Genomic DNA, 15226 nt, shown 5'->3' on the forward strand with positions numbered 1-15226 from the left:
CACCTGGAAAGGGGGCTGCTTTACATCATCGAGCCGACATTTCACGTCACATTATCTGTTTTGCCGGGATTAGAGCCTGCCGTCAGGCTGAATGTTATTTTTTGCCGTGGAATAACTTTCCGGAATATACCGTTTTAAGCCGAACGGGCAAAGTTTGAACTGGCACGGGGTTTCAGCCGTGCACGGGCGATCCATCTCCTGTCGGTTGCCTGGACACGCGTTTTTCTGTTTGAACCCCATCCAGCCTATTGATGTAAAGGGCATTGCCTGCGCTATCCATACTCTACGCCGCCGATCGTTAATCAGGATCCCCTGGTTTGAAGTGGTGATGATTTCACCTGTACGAACGTAATAATCTCCCTTTAACCACAGGATATAATTCAGGCCATACTGTGTTTCAACTTTGCAAAAGATGGTTCCGCTTTCCGGGCTCGCAATAGTCTCAACAACCTTCCATTCCATAAAGTCCTCTTTACTCGCTATATTGCTGTTTTGTTGTGTAAAAATGCTGCTTTTCTGGCACATCTTATGCAAATCTAATTTCGCACCATAAAATAAGCGTAGACAAAGCCAGGCATAGTGAGAACATCCTTACAAAAAAAAGGGCAATATTTACAAAACTGGCGTGCTCGTGCTGTCCAAAAAGCGACTCGCCTTCAACAGTTCATAAACGGATGGCTGTTTTATCGGGATTGCGAAAGCTTGCGAAAACAAGTCAGTTTATATTACCCGCGCCTGCTGGGGGCGCATGAGGCTTACGTGAGTTGGGTGGGTGATATGAACCAGGCTCAGGTCAACATACTTAATAATCAGGTGCCTGGCGTCATCCCCCCCTGTGTTCGGGAGCATGAAAAAATCATTTAATTTCATTGCGCTGGTGTCAACCTGAATAATCAGCGTTAAACTATTCATACCATTTATAAAGGGAGAAGTGATGATGCGCGTACTGGTTGTTGAGGATAACGCATTGCTACGTCATCACCTGAAAGTTCAACTTCAGGAGATGGGTCATCAGGTGGATGATGCTGAAGACGCAAAAGAGGCCGATTATTATCTCAATGAACACCTGCCGGACATCGCCATTGTCGATTTAGGGCTGCCGGATGAAGACGGATTGTCCCTTATCCGCCGCTGGCGTAGCCATGACGTTTCCCTGCCGGTGCTGGTGCTGACTGCCCGCGAAGGCTGGCAGGACAAGGTTGAAGTCCTGAGCGCTGGCGCGGATGACTACGTGACCAAACCCTTCCATATTGAAGAAGTCGCTGCGCGTATGCAGGCGCTGCTGCGCCGCAACAGTGGGCTGGCGTCACAGGTTATCTCTCTGCCGCCGTTCCAGGTGGACCTCTCTCGCCGCGAATTTTCTATTAATGATGAAGTGATCAAGCTGACCGCATTCGAATATACCATCATGGAAACGCTGATCCGTAACAACGGTAAAGTGGTGAGCAAAGATTCCCTTATGCTTCAGCTCTATCCGGATGCCGAGCTGCGCGAAAGCCACACCATTGACGTACTGATGGGTCGCCTGCGTAAAAAAATTCAGGCGCAGTACCCGCATGACGTGATCACCACCGTGCGTGGTCAGGGCTACCTGTTCGAATTACGCTAAATGAAAGGGATATTGCGCCACATTTTACCCCTTTCGCTGCGGGTTCGCTTTTTGCTGGCAACCGCCGCCGTCGTGCTGGTGCTGTCGCTCTCTTACGGGATGGTGGCGTTGGTCGGTTATAGCGTGAGCTTCGATAAAACCACCTTCCGCCTGCTTCGCGGCGAAAGTAACCTGTTTTATACCCTGGCGAAGTGGGAGAACAACCGAATCACCGTCGAGATGCCGGAAAACCTGAATCAGCAGAGCCCGACGCTGGCGCTGATCTATGATGAAAAAGGGAAATTGCTGTGGGCCCAGCGCGATGTCCCGTGGTTGAAAAAGCGCATCCGTCCGGAATGGCTGAAAACCAACGGTTTTCATGAAATAGAAGCCGACCTCAACTCCACCAGCAGCCTGCTGCGTGACGATCGCGCCTTACAGATCAAGCTTAATGAGATCCGTGCCGAAGATGACGACACGGAGATGACCCACTCTGTGGCCATCAACCTTTACCCCGCCACCCTGAACATGCCGCAGTTAACCATTGTGGTGATCGACACCATACCGGTTGAGCTGAAACGCTCGTATATGGTCTGGAACTGGTTTGTGTATGTTCTGGCTGCCAACCTGCTGCTGGTGATCCCTCTCCTGTGGGTTGCTGCATGGTGGAGCCTCCGCCCGATTGAATCCCTTGCCAAAGAGGTGCGCGAGCTGGAGGAACATCACCGCGAGAAGCTCAACCCGGAGACCACCCGTGAGCTGACCAGCCTGGTGCGCAACCTCAATCGACTGCTGAAAAGCGAACGTGAACGCTACGACAAGTATCGCACCACGCTCACCGACCTTACGCACAGCCTGAAAACCCCGCTGGCCGTGATGCAGAGTACCCTGCGTTCCATGCGCAGTTCGAAAATGAGCGTGGATGACGCCGAGCCGGTGATGCTGGAACAAATCAGCCGTATTTCACAGCAGATCGGCTATTACCTGCACCGCGCGAGCATGCGTTCCGGAAGCGCCCTGTTGAGCCGTGAACTGCACCCGGTAGCCCCGCTGCTGGATAACCTCACCTCTGCGCTGAACAAGGTGTACCAGCGTAAAGGGGTCAACATCAGTCTGGATATCTCACCGGAAATCAGCTTTGTCGGTGAGAAAAATGACTTTATGGAAGTGATGGGAAACCTGCTCGATAACGCCTGCAAATATTGTCTGGAGTTTGTCGAGGTATCCGCGCGGGTAACGGATAACGAACTGCATATTATCGTTGAGGATGATGGTCCTGGTATTCCCCGTAATAAACGCGAAGTGGTGTTCGATCGCGGCCAGCGCGCCGATACGCTGCGGCCAGGCCAGGGCGTCGGATTATCCGTCGCCAGGGAAATCGTCGATCAGTACGAGGGCAAGATTGAAACCGGTGAAAGTTTGCTGGGCGGTGCCCGTATGGAAGTCATTTTTGGCCGCCAGCATCCCGTATCGAACGATAGTTGACCCGAAATGTGAAAAATACGCGGATCTCGCAGTCACGGGGCGGTGCTTCCGTTATAATCCGTCTCAGTAAGAGCCTGCGGAATACAAAAATATGGATTATCAATTAACGCTTAATTGGCCCGAATTTATTGAACGTTACTGGCAAAAACGCCCGGTCGTTCTTAAACGCGGGATCAGCAATTTTATCGACCCTATTTCTCCTGACGAACTCGCTGGTCTGGCGATGGAAAACGAGGTAGACAGCCGTCTGGTGAGCCACCAGGACGGGAAATGGCAGGTCAGCCACGGTCCCTTTGAAAGCTACGATCACCTGGGCGAAAACAACTGGTCTTTACTGGTGCAGGCGGTCAACAACTGGCACGAACCCACCGCAGCCTTAATGCGTCCCTTCCGCGCCCTGCCAGACTGGCGAATGGACGATCTGATGATCTCCTTCTCCGTTCCCGGTGGCGGCGTGGGTCCGCATCTGGATCAGTACGACGTGTTTATCATTCAGGGTACCGGGCGCCGTCGCTGGCGCGTGGGCGAAAAAGTGCCAATGAAGCAGCACTGCCCGCACCCGGATCTGCTTCAGGTTGATCCGTTTGAAGGGATCATTGATGAAGAGCTGGAGCCAGGTGACATTCTTTATATCCCACCGGGCTTCCCGCATGAAGGTTATTCCCTGGAAAACTCGCTGAACTATTCGGTTGGTTTCCGCGCGCCAAGCGGGCGCGAGATGATCAGCGGATTTGCTGACTATGTTTTACAGCGTGAGCTGGGCAGCTACCGTTACAGCGATCCGGACGTTCCGGCGCGTGAGCACCCGGCGGATATTCTGCCAGAGGAGCTGGATAAGCTGCGCGGGATGATGCTGGATCTGATCAACGAACCGGAGCACTTCAGACAGTGGTTTGGCGAGTTTATCAGCCAGTCGCGTCACGAACTGGACGTCGCACCGCCAGAGCCGCCGTATCAGGCAGATGAAATTTATGATGCGCTCCAGCAGGGCGATAAGCTGGTTCGTCTGGGCGGATTACGCGTACTGCGCATTGGCGAAGAGGTATTCGTCAACGGCGAGCGCCTGGACTCTCCGCATCGCCCGGCGCTGGAAGCGATTGCCAGCCATATGGTGCTGACTGCGGATACCTTTGGCGACGCACTGGACGATCCCTCCTTCCTCGCCATGCTGGCCGCGCTGGTGAACAGCGGGTACTGGTTTTTTGAGGACTGAGCCGCTTTAATGCCCGGTGACGCTGCGCTTACCGGGCCTACGATCGAAATGTAGGCCGGGTAAGGCGTAGCCGCCACCCGGCTTTGTTTTACTTCCGCTCCCCCGCCGCAAAATCCTCAATCTCACCCGCCCAGTCTGCCGGATATAACCCTTCCCGCACGTCCCGATTAAACGTTGAATATGGCCAGTCGACGACTTTCCCGACATAGCCATGCTTCAGCGGATTGATGTAGACGTAATCCATATACCGCCGGTAATCCTGCTCATTGCGAATAGTGTGCTCCCAGAAACGCGGTTGCCAGACGTGGCGCATTTCAATGTTGCGGCTAAACGTTTTTTTGATGTCGCGCCAGCGCGCTGAAAAGTCACTGTCACCTTCCGGCAGGCTCCAGATACAGTGCATATGTTCAGGCAGGATAACCCAGGCGTTAATGGTGAAGGGCTTCGCACGCTTAACCGTGGCGGTAGCGGAACGCAGGCTGACGATGTGGCGAGTAAGTAAATCGCTCTGGCGGTTTTGCAGATTGACGGTGAAAAACCAGGTCCCACCGGGGATGTAGTGGCGGCGGTAGTTTGACATTGGCACTCCTTGCCCATTGCCCGGTGGCGCTGCGCTTACCGGGCCTACGATCGAAATGTAGGCCGGGTAAGGCGTAGCCGCCACCCGGCATAAAACATTACCGCTTCGCAGTTAACTCCGCTATCCGCACGATCACCTGCACCGCTTTCTCCATCCCTTCCAGCGTCACGAATTCATGCTTGCCGTGGTAGTTATATCCACCGGTAAACAGGTTCGGGCACGGCAGGCCCATAAACGACAGCTGTGAACCATCGGTACCGCCACGGATCGGTTTCATCACCGGCTCGATGTCACAATCGCGCATCGCCTGCTGGGCGATATCAAGAATATGCGGATGCTCCATCACCTTATCGCGCATATTGTAATAGCTGTCTTCGATGATGAGTTCAATATAGCAATCCGGATGTAGCCCCTTGCCGACCTTTTTCGCGATCTCCATCATCTTACGTTTGCGTGCTTCAAAGGCTTTGCGGTCGAAATCGCGGACAATATAGTGCATCTGCGCGCTGTCCACGGTCCCCTTGATGCTGGTCAGATGATAAAAACCCTCATACCCTTCCGTCATCTCCGGGCTCTCTTCGGCGGGCACTTCCGCATGAATACGCGCAGCCAGCGACAGCGCATTCACCATCACCCCTTTCGCAGACCCCGGGTGCACGTTATTCCCGACGATTTTGATCGTTACCGATGCCGCGTTAAAGTTTTCATACTCCAGTTCACCCACGCCGCCACCGTCGACGGTGTAGGCCCACTGCGCGTTAAACGCCTCAACGTCAAAGTGTTTTGCGCCTTTTCCAACCTCTTCATCCGGCGTGAAGGCCACGCGGATATCGCCATGTGGGATATTTTTGCCCTTCAGCACCGCCAGCGCCGTCATGATCTCGGCGATGCCCGCTTTGTCATCGGCCCCCAGCAAGGTTTTGCCGTCAGTGGTGATTAACGTCTGCCCCAGCAGCTGATGCAGTACCGGGAACATCACCGGCGACAGCACTTCGTCGCCAATGCCCAGCGCAATATCACCGCCGCGATAGTTTTCAACAATCTGCGGGTTTACGTGTTTACCGCTAAAATCAGGTGAGGTATCGACATGAGAAATAAAGCCAATTGCCGGGATATCGCCGTCAATATTCGCCGGCAGCGTTCCCATCACGGTCCCTTTTTCGCTGAGCGTGACATCAACCAGCCCCATGGCCTCCAGCTGCTCTTTCAGCAGATTTAGCAGCTTCCACTGGCCTTCGGTGCTTGGCACCTGTCGGACCCCCGGCTTAGATTGGGTATCCAGCGAAACGTAATGTAAGAAACGCTCAAGTAGTTTATCCATGCAGTCACCCTCACTTTTTGTGACAACATTATCATTAAGCAGCAAAACGCAAATATTGCGTCAGGTCACTTTTATCCCGCAAACGAGAACTTTTTACGTTTATATCGTTGTGCGTTAATAAATGTAGCTTATGAATAAGTGAGAAGGATTGGCGATTCAATGGGTTTGCCGTAGAATGTCCGCCCTCATTACGAGTCACCAAGGTGGTTACACACAAACCCCGCTTCAGTCTGCTGCCTGAGGCGTCTATATGGGACAGCGCGAAAATTGAATACACAACCCCGTTCCCTTTCACCGCTGGTGCAACTGGAACGAATTCGTAAAAGTTTCGATGGCAAAGATGTCATTTCCGACCTTAATCTGACCATCAATGACGGTGAGTTTCTCACGCTGCTCGGCCCCTCCGGCTGCGGCAAAACCACCGTCCTGCGCCTTATCGCCGGGCTGGAAAGCGTCGATAACGGCCATATCCATCTTGAGAACCAGGACATAACCCAGGTTCCAGCCGAAGATCGCCACGTCAATACCGTCTTTCAGAGCTATGCCCTGTTCCCGCACATGACCGTGTTTGAGAACGTGGCGTTTGGCCTGCGGATGCAAAAAACACCGGCCAGCGAGATCCCACCTCGGGTTACCGAAGCCCTGCGCATGGTACAGCTGGAGGCGTTCGCCCAGCGCAAGCCGCATCAACTTTCCGGTGGTCAGCAGCAGCGTGTGGCCATTGCCCGCGCCGTGGTCAACAAACCTCGCCTGCTCCTGCTGGATGAATCCCTCTCCGCGCTGGACTACAAGCTGCGCAAGCAGATGCAGAACGAGCTGAAAGCGCTTCAGCGTAAGCTCGGCATCACGTTCGTGTTTGTCACGCACGATCAGGAAGAAGCCCTGACCATGTCAGACCGTATCGTGGTGATGCGCGACGGCAAGATTGAGCAGGATGGCACCCCGCGTGAAATTTACGAAGAGCCGAAAAACCTGTTCGTCGCCAGCTTTATTGGCGAAATCAATATCTTTAACGCCACGGTGATCGAGCGTCTGGACGAGCAGCGCGTTCGCGCGAACGTGGAAGGCCGCGAATGCAATATTACCGTCAACTTTGCCGTCGAGAAGGGGCAAAAGCTCAACGTCCTGCTGCGCCCGGAAGATCTCCGCGTTGATGAGATCCACGACACGGCTGACGTCGAAGGTCTGATCGGTTACGTTCGCGAACGCAACTACAAAGGGATGACCCTCGAATCCGTTGTGGAACTGGAAAACGGCAAAATGGTGATGGTCAGCGAGTTCTTTAACGAGGACGATCCGGACTTCGACCATTCGCTGGATCAGAAAATGGTCATCAACTGGGTAGAAAGCTGGGAGGTTGTACTGGCTGATGAAGAACACAAGTAAGTTCCAGAATGTGGTGATTGCCACGATCGTCGGTTGGCTTGTGTTGTTTGTCTTTCTTCCCAACCTGATGATCATTGTGACCAGCTTCCTGACCCGCGACGACGCGAACTTCGTGACGATGGTCTTTACGCTGGACAACTACGCGCGCCTGCTCGATCCGCTCTATTTTGACGTGCTGCTGCACTCGCTCAATATGGCGCTGATTGCCACCCTCGCCTGTCTGGTGCTGGGGTATCCATTCGCCTGGTTCCTGGCCCGCCTGCCGCAAAAAGTGCGGCCGCTGCTGCTGTTTTTACTGATTGTGCCGTTCTGGACCAACTCGTTAATCCGCATCTACGGGCTGAAAATCTTTCTCAGCACCAAAGGTTATCTGAACGAGTTCCTGCTGTGGCTGGGGGTGATCGAGACGCCGATCCGCATCATGTTCACCCCGGGCGCGGTAATTGTCGGCCTGGTCTATATCCTGCTGCCGTTTATGGTGATGCCGCTCTACTCCAGCATTGAAAAGCTCGATAAACCGCTGCTGGAAGCGGCGAAAGACCTGGGCGCCAGTAAGTTACAAACCTTTGTCCGCATCATTATTCCGCTGACCATGCCGGGTATTATCGCCGGCTGTCTGCTGGTCATGCTGCCTGCGATGGGCCTGTTCTACGTATCGGACCTGATGGGCGGGGCGAAAAACCTGCTGATCGGTAACGTGATTAAGAGCCAGTTCCTGAATATCCGCGACTGGCCGTTCGGCTCGGCCACCAGCATAACGCTGACGGTGGTGATGGGGCTGATGCTGCTGGTTTACTGGCGTGCATCACGCCTGCTGAATAAGAAGGTGGAGCTGGAATGATTGGTCGACTGCTTCGCGGCGGTTTTATGACCGCCATTTATGCGTATCTCTATATTCCGATAATCATTTTGATCGTGAACTCTTTTAACAGCTCACGCTTCGGGATCAACTGGCAAGGGTTTACCACCAAATGGTATGGCCTGCTGATGAACAATGACAGCCTGCTACAGGCCGCTCAGCACTCGCTGACGATGGCGGTATTTTCTGCCACCTTCGCGACGCTGATTGGCTCACTGACCGCCGTGGCGCTGTACCGCTACCGTTTTCGCGGTAAGCCGTTCGTCAGTGGCATGCTGTTTGTGGTGATGATGTCCCCGGATATCGTGATGGCCATTTCACTGCTGGTGCTGTTTATGCTGCTGGGCGTCCAGCTCGGTTTCTGGTCGCTGCTGTTCTCGCATATCACCTTCTGTCTGCCGTTTGTGGTGGTAACCGTCTACGCGCGTCTGAAAGGGTTCGACGTACGCATGCTGGAAGCGGCGAAAGATCTGGGTGCGAGCGAGATGACCATTCTGCGCAAAATCATTCTGCCGCTGGCGATGCCCGCCGTGGCAGCAGGATGGCTGCTCAGTTTTACCCTGTCGATGGACGACGTGGTCGTGTCCTCCTTCGTCACCGGGCCGAGCTATGAAATTCTGCCGTTGAAGATCTACTCAATGGTTAAAGTCGGTGTTTCACCCGAAGTGAACGCGCTGGCGACTATTCTGTTGGTGTTATCGCTGGTTCTGGTAATTGCCAGCCAGGTTATTGCTCGTGATAAAACAAAATCTCAGGGGACACAGAAATGAAAAAAATGCTTGCCGCTGCGGCACTGGTGCTCGGAATGGGCGCCGCGCATGCTGATGACAGCAAAACGCTCTATTTCTACAACTGGACCGAGTATGTGCCGCCGGGCCTGCTGGAGCAGTTCACCAAAGAGACGGGCATCAAGGTGATCTATTCGACCTACGAGTCGAATGAAACCATGTACGCCAAGCTCAAAACCTATAAAGATGGCGCGTATGACCTGGTGGTGCCGTCGACCTATTTCGTCGACAAGATGCGCAAAGAAGGCATGATCCAGAAGATCGACAAAACGAAGCTAACCAATTTTTCAAACCTCGATCCTGAGATGCTAAACAAGCCGTTCGACCCGAACAACGACTACTCCATTCCGTACATCTGGGGCGCGACGGCAATTGGCGTCAACAGCGATGCCATTGCTCCAAAAACGGTTTCATCCTGGGCTGACCTGTGGAAGCCGGAATACAAAAGCAGCCTGCTGTTAACCGACGATGCGCGCGAAGTGTTCCAGGTTGCGCTGCGTAAACTCGGCTATTCCGGTAACACCACCGATCCGAAAGAGATCGAAGCGGCGTATAACGAACTGAAAAAGCTGATGCCAAACGTGGCGGCGTTCAACTCGGATAACCCGGCTAACCCGTATATGGAAGGTGAAGTGAATCTGGGTATGGTCTGGAACGGCTCTGCGTTTGTGGCGCGTCAGGCCGGGACGCCGCTGGAGGTGGTCTGGCCGAAGGAGGGCGGCATCTTCTGGATGGACAGCCTCGCGATCCCGGCGAATGCGAAAAACGTCGAGGGCGCCCTGAAGCTGATCAATTTCCTGCTGCGCCCGGATGTGGCAAAAGAGGTGGCGGAAACCATCGGCTACCCGACGCCAAACCTGGCCGCGCGGAAGCTGCTCAGCCCTGAAGTGGCAAATGATAAATCGCTTTATCCGGACGCTGAAACCATCAGCAAAGGGGAATGGCAGAACGACGTCGGTGACGCGAGCCGCCTGTATGAAGAGTATTATCAGAAGCTAAAAGCAGGCCGTTAATGCATAACGGGCGACGCAATGTCGCCCGTTACTCTTACAGCCCCTTCAGGAGTTTATCCACAAAGGCTGGCACCACCTCGCTCGCCAGACCGTAATGTTTCTCTTCAAACTCGCTCCCAACCTGGCTTGGCTCCAGATTAAGCTCCACCGTATGGGCACCTTGCAGTCGCGCTTCGTGAACAAATCCTGCCGCCGGATAGACATGTCCTGAGGTACCAATGGCGATAAAGACGTCCGCCATAGCCAGGGCGCTGTAGATCTCATCCATTCCCAGCGGCATTTCGCCAAACCAGACCACATGCGGACGCAGACGCGAAGGGAACTGACAGCAGTGGCAGCGGTCTTCGTCCAGCACGTCCTCTTTCCAGTCCAGCACCTGACCACTCCATGCGCACCGCACCTTGAGCAGTTCGCCGTGCATGTGAATGATGTTGTGGTTTCCGGCCCTTTCGTGAAGATTGTCGATGTTCTGCGTGACCAGCAGAAAACGATCCCCCAGCGCTTCCTCCAGCTTTGCCAGCGCCAGGTGCGCCGCATTCGGCGCAATCTCCGGCTGCTGAAGCTGGCGACGGCGGGCGTTGTAGAACGCCTGTACCAGCGCCGGGTCGCGGGCGAAACCTTCCGGCGTCGCCACATCTTCAACTCGGTGTTCTTCCCACAGTCCGTCCGCCGCGCGGAAGGTCTGAATACCGGATTCGGCGGAGATCCCCGCCCCGGTCAACACCACCACTCTGGGTTTATCCATCGCTTCTGGCATCATCCTGTCTCTGAAAAAGATCCGCTGACGCAGGCGTTCACGTAAGCGGCGTTTATTTTTGCGAAAACGGCTGAGTCGACCCTGGCGACGCGACAGCATAATAACCTCGTAAACTAATCGGTGAGATGAAGGAATGCGGCTCCGCGCATGCCTCCTGCGTCCCCGTGTCGCGCACGCTCAATGCGCGGCACGCGGGCGACCGGCAATAAATGTCGGGGCAGACGCCCGGACAACTGTTCCGTAATCGCAGTGAAATTTGACAGCCCTCCCCCGATCACCAGCAGATCCGGATCGACGATGGTCAGGATATTCCCCAGGCACACGGCCAGCAGGTCGAGATAGCGTTCAACGTGCTCTCGCGCCTGCGCATCCCCTTGTTCCCACAGGGTAATGATTTGGGGGGCGTCATGTTTCTGATGATAGAAGTGTTCATAAAGCCATGCAAACCCACGGCCTGAAAGGTAACTCTCAATACAGCCGTGCTGACCACAACCGCAGCGGATCAACGGGAAATCACGTCCGACAACATCCAACGCATCCACCGGCAGACGGATATGACCAAATTCGCCGGTAATGTAGCTGCGCCCGGTAATGGGCTTACCGTTAATGACTATCCCGCCCCCCACGCCGGTTCCGAGGATCAGCCCCATAACCAGCGGATAGCGACGAAACTCGTCGTCCCAGGCCTCTGAGAGAGCAAAACAGTTGGCATCGTTGTCTAAGCGCACGTCGCGCTCAAGGAGAGCAGAAAGATCGGCACGCAGCGGTTTGCCGCTGGCAGCAGGAACGTTGGCGGCATACAGCGTGCCATCGTCGGTTTCGGGCATACCCGGAATACCAATGCCGACGCTGCCTTTGACGCCAAAGCGTTCATCCGCTTGCGCCACCAGCGCGGCAATGGCGGTTAAAAATTCATCGTAGCTTTCGCGCGGCGTGGGTACGCGGGTTTCCCATTGTAGCTTAAGGTCTTTATCGAACACGCCGAGCGCAATCTTGGTGCCGCCAATATCAAATCCGTAATACATGATGCATTCCTCTGTTTGATTCAGCGGCCAAAAGCCCGCTAAACCATGACGAAATTACTGGCCACTTAATACCCTCGCCGGATCAATTCGGCTTGCGCGACGCGCCGGATACCAGCTTGCCAGCAGACTCAGTAAAAGTGCTGTAACCAGCACATAAATAACGTCCAGCCAGTGCAGTTCAGACGGCAGGAAGTCAATAAAATAGATATCGCCTGACAGGAACTGATGGCCAATAAGCGCTTCAATCCCGTTGATAATCGGCGTCAGCTGAAGGGAAACCACCACGCCGATCGCCACGCCGCAGAGGCTGCCAAACAGCCCCGCCAGCAAACCGTACCAGACGAAGATGGCGCGAATAAGACCGTCTTTCGCCCCTAAGGTACGCAGCACGGCGATGTCGCCGCTCTTATCCTTAACGGCCATGACCAGCGTCGAGACGATATTAAAACACGCCACCCCGATCACCAGCACCATCGCCAGATACATAATCGCGCGGATCATCTGGATATCACGGTACATATACCCGTAAGTGCCGATCCAGCTTTTGATGTAGACATAGTTATTGGTCACGCTGCCAGCGTCACGCACCAGTTTATTGGCGTTGAAGACGTCGTTAACCTTAATGGCAATGCCCGTCACGCTGTCGCTCATATCCAGATACTGGCGCGCATCTTCCAGCGGCACCATCGCGAAGCTGTGGTCGAGCTGGCCGCTCAGCTGCAAAATACCGGTGACGTGCAGACGTACGCGCTTAGGCTGCTGCAATTTGTGATCAGCGCTGGCGTTCGGGATCATGATCGAGACCCAGTCGCCCTGCTTCACCTTCAGCGCATCGGCAACGCCTTTGCCCATGATGATCTGCTGCTCGCCAGCCTTAAAGTTTGCCCATGCGCCATTTTGCACATAGCGCGGCAGCGCGCTCAGACGCTCTTCCTGACGAGGATTTACCCCTTTCACCTGAATGGCGCGCAGGTTTACCCCGCTCTCTACCAGCCCGGTAAAGTTGATGTAAGGTGCAGCCGCCGCAATGCCGGGCACCTTTTCCACTTTGTTAAGGGCATCACGCCAGTTGGACCACGGCTGGTTAACCGGCTCGATTTCACCGTGGGGGACAACGGCCAGAATGCGGTTATTCAGTTCACGCTCAAAGCCGTTCATGGCGCTTAAGCCCACGATCAACACCGCCACGCCCAGGGCGATACCGATGGTGGAGATCACGGAGATAAGGGATACCATCCCGCTCCGGCGACGACCGCGGCTAAAGCGTAACCCGATGAGTAACGATAACGGTGAAGCCATTACTCCGCTCCCATCAGCGTCAGTTCAGCATTCAGACGACCGTCGCGCATTTCCAGCTGACGCCCCATCCGCTTAGCCAGTTGTAAATCGTGGGTGACCACCAGAAACGCGGTTCCCTGCGCGGCGTTCAGTTCGCCGAGAAGCTGGAAAATGCTGTCTGCGTTACGCGCATCGAGGTTACCTGTCGGTTCATCCGCCAGCACCAGGCGCGGGTTGTTGACCAGCGCACGGGCGATGGCCACACGCTGACGCTCACCGCCGGAAAGCTCAGACGGACGGTGATTCCCGCGATGACCCAGCCCTACCGCTTTTAGCATGTCGCTGGCGCGGGCATTAATTTCCGCGGGTTTCTTTTTACCAATCAGCAGCGGCATTGCGACGTTTTCCAGCGCCGTAAAGTCCGGCAGCAGATGGTGGAACTGATAGATAAAGCCCAGCTCGCGGTTACGCAGCTCGGCTTTCGCCGTAGACGACATTTTACTCAGCGGCTGCCCGGAGAAGATCACATCGCCTTCGGTTGGCGTGTCCAGCCCGCCAAGCAGGTGCAGCAACGTACTTTTACCGGAGCCAGAGCTACCGACAATCGCCATCATCTCGCCTTCGCCCACGCTAAAACTCACATTGTGCAACACGTCGGTCTGCACAGTGCCTTCCTGATAGCGTTTGGACAGGTTGTCGCACTGCAACAGGATCTTATTCATAACGTAAAGCCTCAGCGGGTTGAGTGGCGGCAGCCCGCCAGGAAGGATAAAGCGTAGAAAGCAGCGCAATGGCCATCGCGGCCAGCGCAATACCGACCACCTGGAGCGGCTCGATTGCCACCGGCAGCGCCGCGCCATCAAGCAGCGCGCCGATAATCGGCATGAGATTGTTGAGCTGGCTGGCGAGCAGCGCCCCCAGCGCCGCGCCGAGCAGCGCGCCGATGATGCCGGCGCTGGCGCCCTGGACCATAAATACTGCCATGATCTGGCGCGGAGTCAGCCCCTGGGTTTGCAGAATGGCGACTTCGCCTTGCTTCTCCATCACCATCAGCCCGAGCGAGGTGATGATATTAAACGCGGCAACGGCCACGATCAGGCTCAGCAGCAGCCCCATCATGTTTTTCTCCATGCGCACGGCCTGGAACAGTTCGCCCTTCCGGTCGCGCCAGTCCTGCCATTTCGTTCCTTCCGGTAGCGTCTGCTGGCTAAGGGTATCCACCTTCAGTGGCGCATCAAGCCACAGACGCCAGCCGGTGATATTTCCCGCCGGGTAGCGCATCAGACGCGAGGCGTCCTGAATGTTAACCAGCATCTGGTAACCATCAACTTCGCTGTTCGCCGCAAACGTGCCAATCACGTTGAACAGGCGCTGGCTTGGCAGACGCCCCATCGGCGTAAACTGACTGGCTGACGGCACCATCACACGCAGCTGATCGCCACGGTTGACCCCGAGCTGCCCGGCAAGCTGCTCGCCGAGGATGACGTTGTATTTACCCGCTTCCAGGTCGTTTTGTTTCACATTGACCAGGAACGGCGTCAGCGGATCTTTTTGCGCCGGATCGATACCCAGCATCACCCCGACCGCCACGCTACGGGCGCTTTGCAGCACCACATCGCCCGTCGTGAGCGGCGCAACGCGCGTGACACCCTGTAACTTCACCGCGCTTTCCGGCAGCTGTTGCGGATTAACGGAACCCTGAGTGGAAGAGAGAACGGCCTGCGGCATCAGCCCCAGGATATTGTTTTGCAGCTCGCGCTCGAAGCCGTTCATGACGGAAAGCACCGTCACCAGTGCCATCACGCCAAGCGTAATGCCAATAGTCGAAAGCCAGGAGACAAAGCGACCGAAGCGGTCCGCGGCGCGCCCACGCATGTAACGTAAGCCTATAAAAAGTGCGACAGGTTGATACATGAAATCCGTCTGTTTGCTG

The 15226-nt window shown here is 55.2% G+C and carries 15 protein-coding genes; 7 read left to right on the forward strand and 8 right to left on the reverse strand.

Annotated elements, in window-relative coordinates:
* Window positions 1-69: 69 nt before the first annotated feature.
* Window positions 70-462, reverse strand: coding sequence for a hypothetical protein (locus IMQ56_RS18925; RefSeq protein ID WP_168728655.1), 393 nt, complete (start codon window positions 460-462; stop codon window positions 70-72).
* Between the two features lie 475 nt (window positions 463-937).
* Here IMQ56_RS18925 and phoP point away from each other — a divergent pair, with 475 nt between their 5' ends.
* The 3 genes from phoP to IMQ56_RS18940 all read left to right on the forward strand — a co-directional run bounded on the left by phoP (window position 938) and on the right by IMQ56_RS18940 (window position 4286).
* Window positions 938-1609 carry a two-component system response regulator PhoP gene (gene phoP / locus IMQ56_RS18930; protein WP_026094318.1) on the forward strand — a complete coding sequence of 224 codons (672 nt, stop codon included), beginning with the start codon at window positions 938-940 and terminating at the stop codon, window positions 1607-1609.
* Window positions 1610-3073: a two-component system sensor histidine kinase PhoQ gene (gene phoQ, locus IMQ56_RS18935; protein WP_015570801.1), complete on the forward strand. Its 1464-nt coding sequence runs from the start codon at window positions 1610-1612 to the stop codon at window positions 3071-3073. It begins immediately after the preceding gene.
* A gap of 91 nt (window positions 3074-3164) precedes the next feature.
* Window positions 3165-4286, forward strand: coding sequence for a cupin domain-containing protein (locus IMQ56_RS18940; RefSeq protein ID WP_017384706.1), 1122 nt, complete (start codon window positions 3165-3167; stop codon window positions 4284-4286).
* An 88-nt stretch (window positions 4287-4374) separates the two neighbouring features.
* Here the strand turns inward: IMQ56_RS18940 and IMQ56_RS18945 are convergent, their stop codons facing one another.
* Together IMQ56_RS18945 and pepT are read right to left on the reverse strand one after the other, a co-directional pair.
* The gene (locus IMQ56_RS18945; RefSeq protein WP_196063650.1) at window positions 4375-4866 is read right to left on the reverse strand and encodes a transposase; all 492 of its coding nucleotides are present in this window, start codon (window positions 4864-4866) and stop codon (window positions 4375-4377) included.
* A gap of 97 nt (window positions 4867-4963) precedes the next feature.
* On the reverse strand, window positions 4964-6187 hold the full coding sequence (pepT, locus tag IMQ56_RS18950; protein ID WP_006809220.1) for a peptidase T: 1224 nt from the start codon (window positions 6185-6187) through the stop codon (window positions 4964-4966).
* A gap of 237 nt (window positions 6188-6424) precedes the next feature.
* On the opposite strand from pepT, the gene potA reads away from it, so the two are divergent.
* From potA to potD, 4 genes are read left to right on the forward strand one after another with little or no spacing between them, the layout of a single operon-like run.
* The gene (gene potA, locus IMQ56_RS18955) at window positions 6425-7573 is read left to right on the forward strand and encodes a spermidine/putrescine ABC transporter ATP-binding protein PotA (RefSeq protein ID WP_162837914.1); all 1149 of its coding nucleotides are present in this window, start codon (window positions 6425-6427) and stop codon (window positions 7571-7573) included.
* Complete coding sequence (gene potB, locus IMQ56_RS18960) at window positions 7557-8414, forward strand: spermidine/putrescine ABC transporter permease PotB (protein ID WP_015570804.1); 858 nt, start codon at window positions 7557-7559, stop codon at window positions 8412-8414. The genes potA and potB overlap by 17 nt, the downstream gene beginning before the upstream one ends.
* On the forward strand, window positions 8411-9202 hold the full coding sequence (potC, locus tag IMQ56_RS18965) for a spermidine/putrescine ABC transporter permease PotC (protein WP_015570805.1): 792 nt from the start codon (window positions 8411-8413) through the stop codon (window positions 9200-9202). Before potB ends, potC begins: the two co-directional genes overlap by 4 nt.
* Window positions 9199-10233: a spermidine/putrescine ABC transporter substrate-binding protein PotD gene (gene potD / locus IMQ56_RS18970; protein ID WP_196063651.1), complete on the forward strand. Its 1035-nt coding sequence runs from the start codon at window positions 9199-9201 to the stop codon at window positions 10231-10233. The genes potC and potD overlap by 4 nt, the downstream gene beginning before the upstream one ends.
* Before the next feature lie 34 nt (window positions 10234-10267).
* On the opposite strand, the gene cobB is transcribed toward potD, so the two are convergent.
* From cobB to lolC, 5 genes are read right to left on the reverse strand one after another with little or no spacing between them, the layout of a single operon-like run.
* Window positions 10268-11089, reverse strand: a complete 822-nt coding sequence (gene cobB, locus IMQ56_RS18975; RefSeq protein WP_006809226.1) for a Sir2 family NAD+-dependent deacetylase — start codon at window positions 11087-11089, stop codon at window positions 10268-10270.
* 14 nt (window positions 11090-11103) lie between these two features.
* Window positions 11104-12015 carry an N-acetylglucosamine kinase gene (nagK, locus tag IMQ56_RS18980; protein ID WP_032670943.1) on the reverse strand — a complete coding sequence of 304 codons (912 nt, stop codon included), beginning with the start codon at window positions 12013-12015 and terminating at the stop codon, window positions 11104-11106.
* A gap of 54 nt (window positions 12016-12069) precedes the next feature.
* Entirely contained in the window at window positions 12070-13314 is a 1245-nt protein-coding gene (lolE, locus tag IMQ56_RS18985) for a lipoprotein-releasing ABC transporter permease subunit LolE (protein ID WP_045349257.1), read from the reverse strand.
* Window positions 13314-14015: a lipoprotein-releasing ABC transporter ATP-binding protein LolD gene (gene lolD / locus IMQ56_RS18990; RefSeq protein WP_015570809.1), complete on the reverse strand. Its 702-nt coding sequence runs from the start codon at window positions 14013-14015 to the stop codon at window positions 13314-13316. Before lolD ends, lolE begins: the two co-directional genes overlap by 1 nt.
* A complete protein-coding gene (gene lolC / locus IMQ56_RS18995; RefSeq protein WP_045349256.1) occupies window positions 14008-15207 on the reverse strand; it encodes a lipoprotein-releasing ABC transporter permease subunit LolC in 1200 nt (399 codons plus the stop codon). The genes lolD and lolC overlap by 8 nt, the downstream gene beginning before the upstream one ends.
* Between the last annotated feature and the right edge of the window lie 19 nt (window positions 15208-15226).

The organism is Enterobacter sp. Res13-Sevr-PEC09-46 (assembly GCF_015672585.1).
Classification (GTDB): Bacteria; Pseudomonadota; Gammaproteobacteria; order Enterobacterales; family Enterobacteriaceae; genus Enterobacter; species Enterobacter hormaechei_C.

Excerpts from the sequence above, each read along its gene's own strand:
- IMQ56_RS18925 (WP_168728655.1), bottom strand. The coding sequence starts at position 462 with ATGGAATGGAAGGTTGTTGAGACTATTGCGAGCCCGGAAAGCGGAACC.
- phoP (WP_026094318.1), top strand. The coding sequence starts at position 938 with ATGCGCGTACTGGTTGTTGAGGATAACGCATTGCTACGTCATCACCTG.
- phoQ (WP_015570801.1), top strand. The coding sequence starts at position 1,610 with ATGAAAGGGATATTGCGCCACATTTTACCCCTTTCGCTGCGGGTTCGC.
- IMQ56_RS18940 (WP_017384706.1), top strand. The coding sequence starts at position 3,165 with ATGGATTATCAATTAACGCTTAATTGGCCCGAATTTATTGAACGTTAC.
- IMQ56_RS18945 (WP_196063650.1), bottom strand. The coding sequence starts at position 4,866 with ATGTCAAACTACCGCCGCCACTACATCCCCGGTGGGACCTGGTTTTTC.
- pepT (WP_006809220.1), bottom strand. The coding sequence starts at position 6,187 with ATGGATAAACTACTTGAGCGTTTCTTACATTACGTTTCGCTGGATACC.
- potB (WP_015570804.1), top strand. The coding sequence starts at position 7,557 with ATGAAGAACACAAGTAAGTTCCAGAATGTGGTGATTGCCACGATCGTC.
- potC (WP_015570805.1), top strand. The coding sequence starts at position 8,411 with ATGATTGGTCGACTGCTTCGCGGCGGTTTTATGACCGCCATTTATGCG.
- potD (WP_196063651.1), top strand. The coding sequence starts at position 9,199 with ATGAAAAAAATGCTTGCCGCTGCGGCACTGGTGCTCGGAATGGGCGCC.
- cobB (WP_006809226.1), bottom strand. The coding sequence starts at position 11,089 with ATGCTGTCGCGTCGCCAGGGTCGACTCAGCCGTTTTCGCAAAAATAAA.
- nagK (WP_032670943.1), bottom strand. The coding sequence starts at position 12,015 with ATGTATTACGGATTTGATATTGGCGGCACCAAGATTGCGCTCGGCGTG.
- lolE (WP_045349257.1), bottom strand. The coding sequence starts at position 13,314 with ATGGCTTCACCGTTATCGTTACTCATCGGGTTACGCTTTAGCCGCGGT.
- lolD (WP_015570809.1), bottom strand. The coding sequence starts at position 14,015 with ATGAATAAGATCCTGTTGCAGTGCGACAACCTGTCCAAACGCTATCAG.
- lolC (WP_045349256.1), bottom strand. The coding sequence starts at position 15,207 with ATGTATCAACCTGTCGCACTTTTTATAGGCTTACGTTACATGCGTGGG.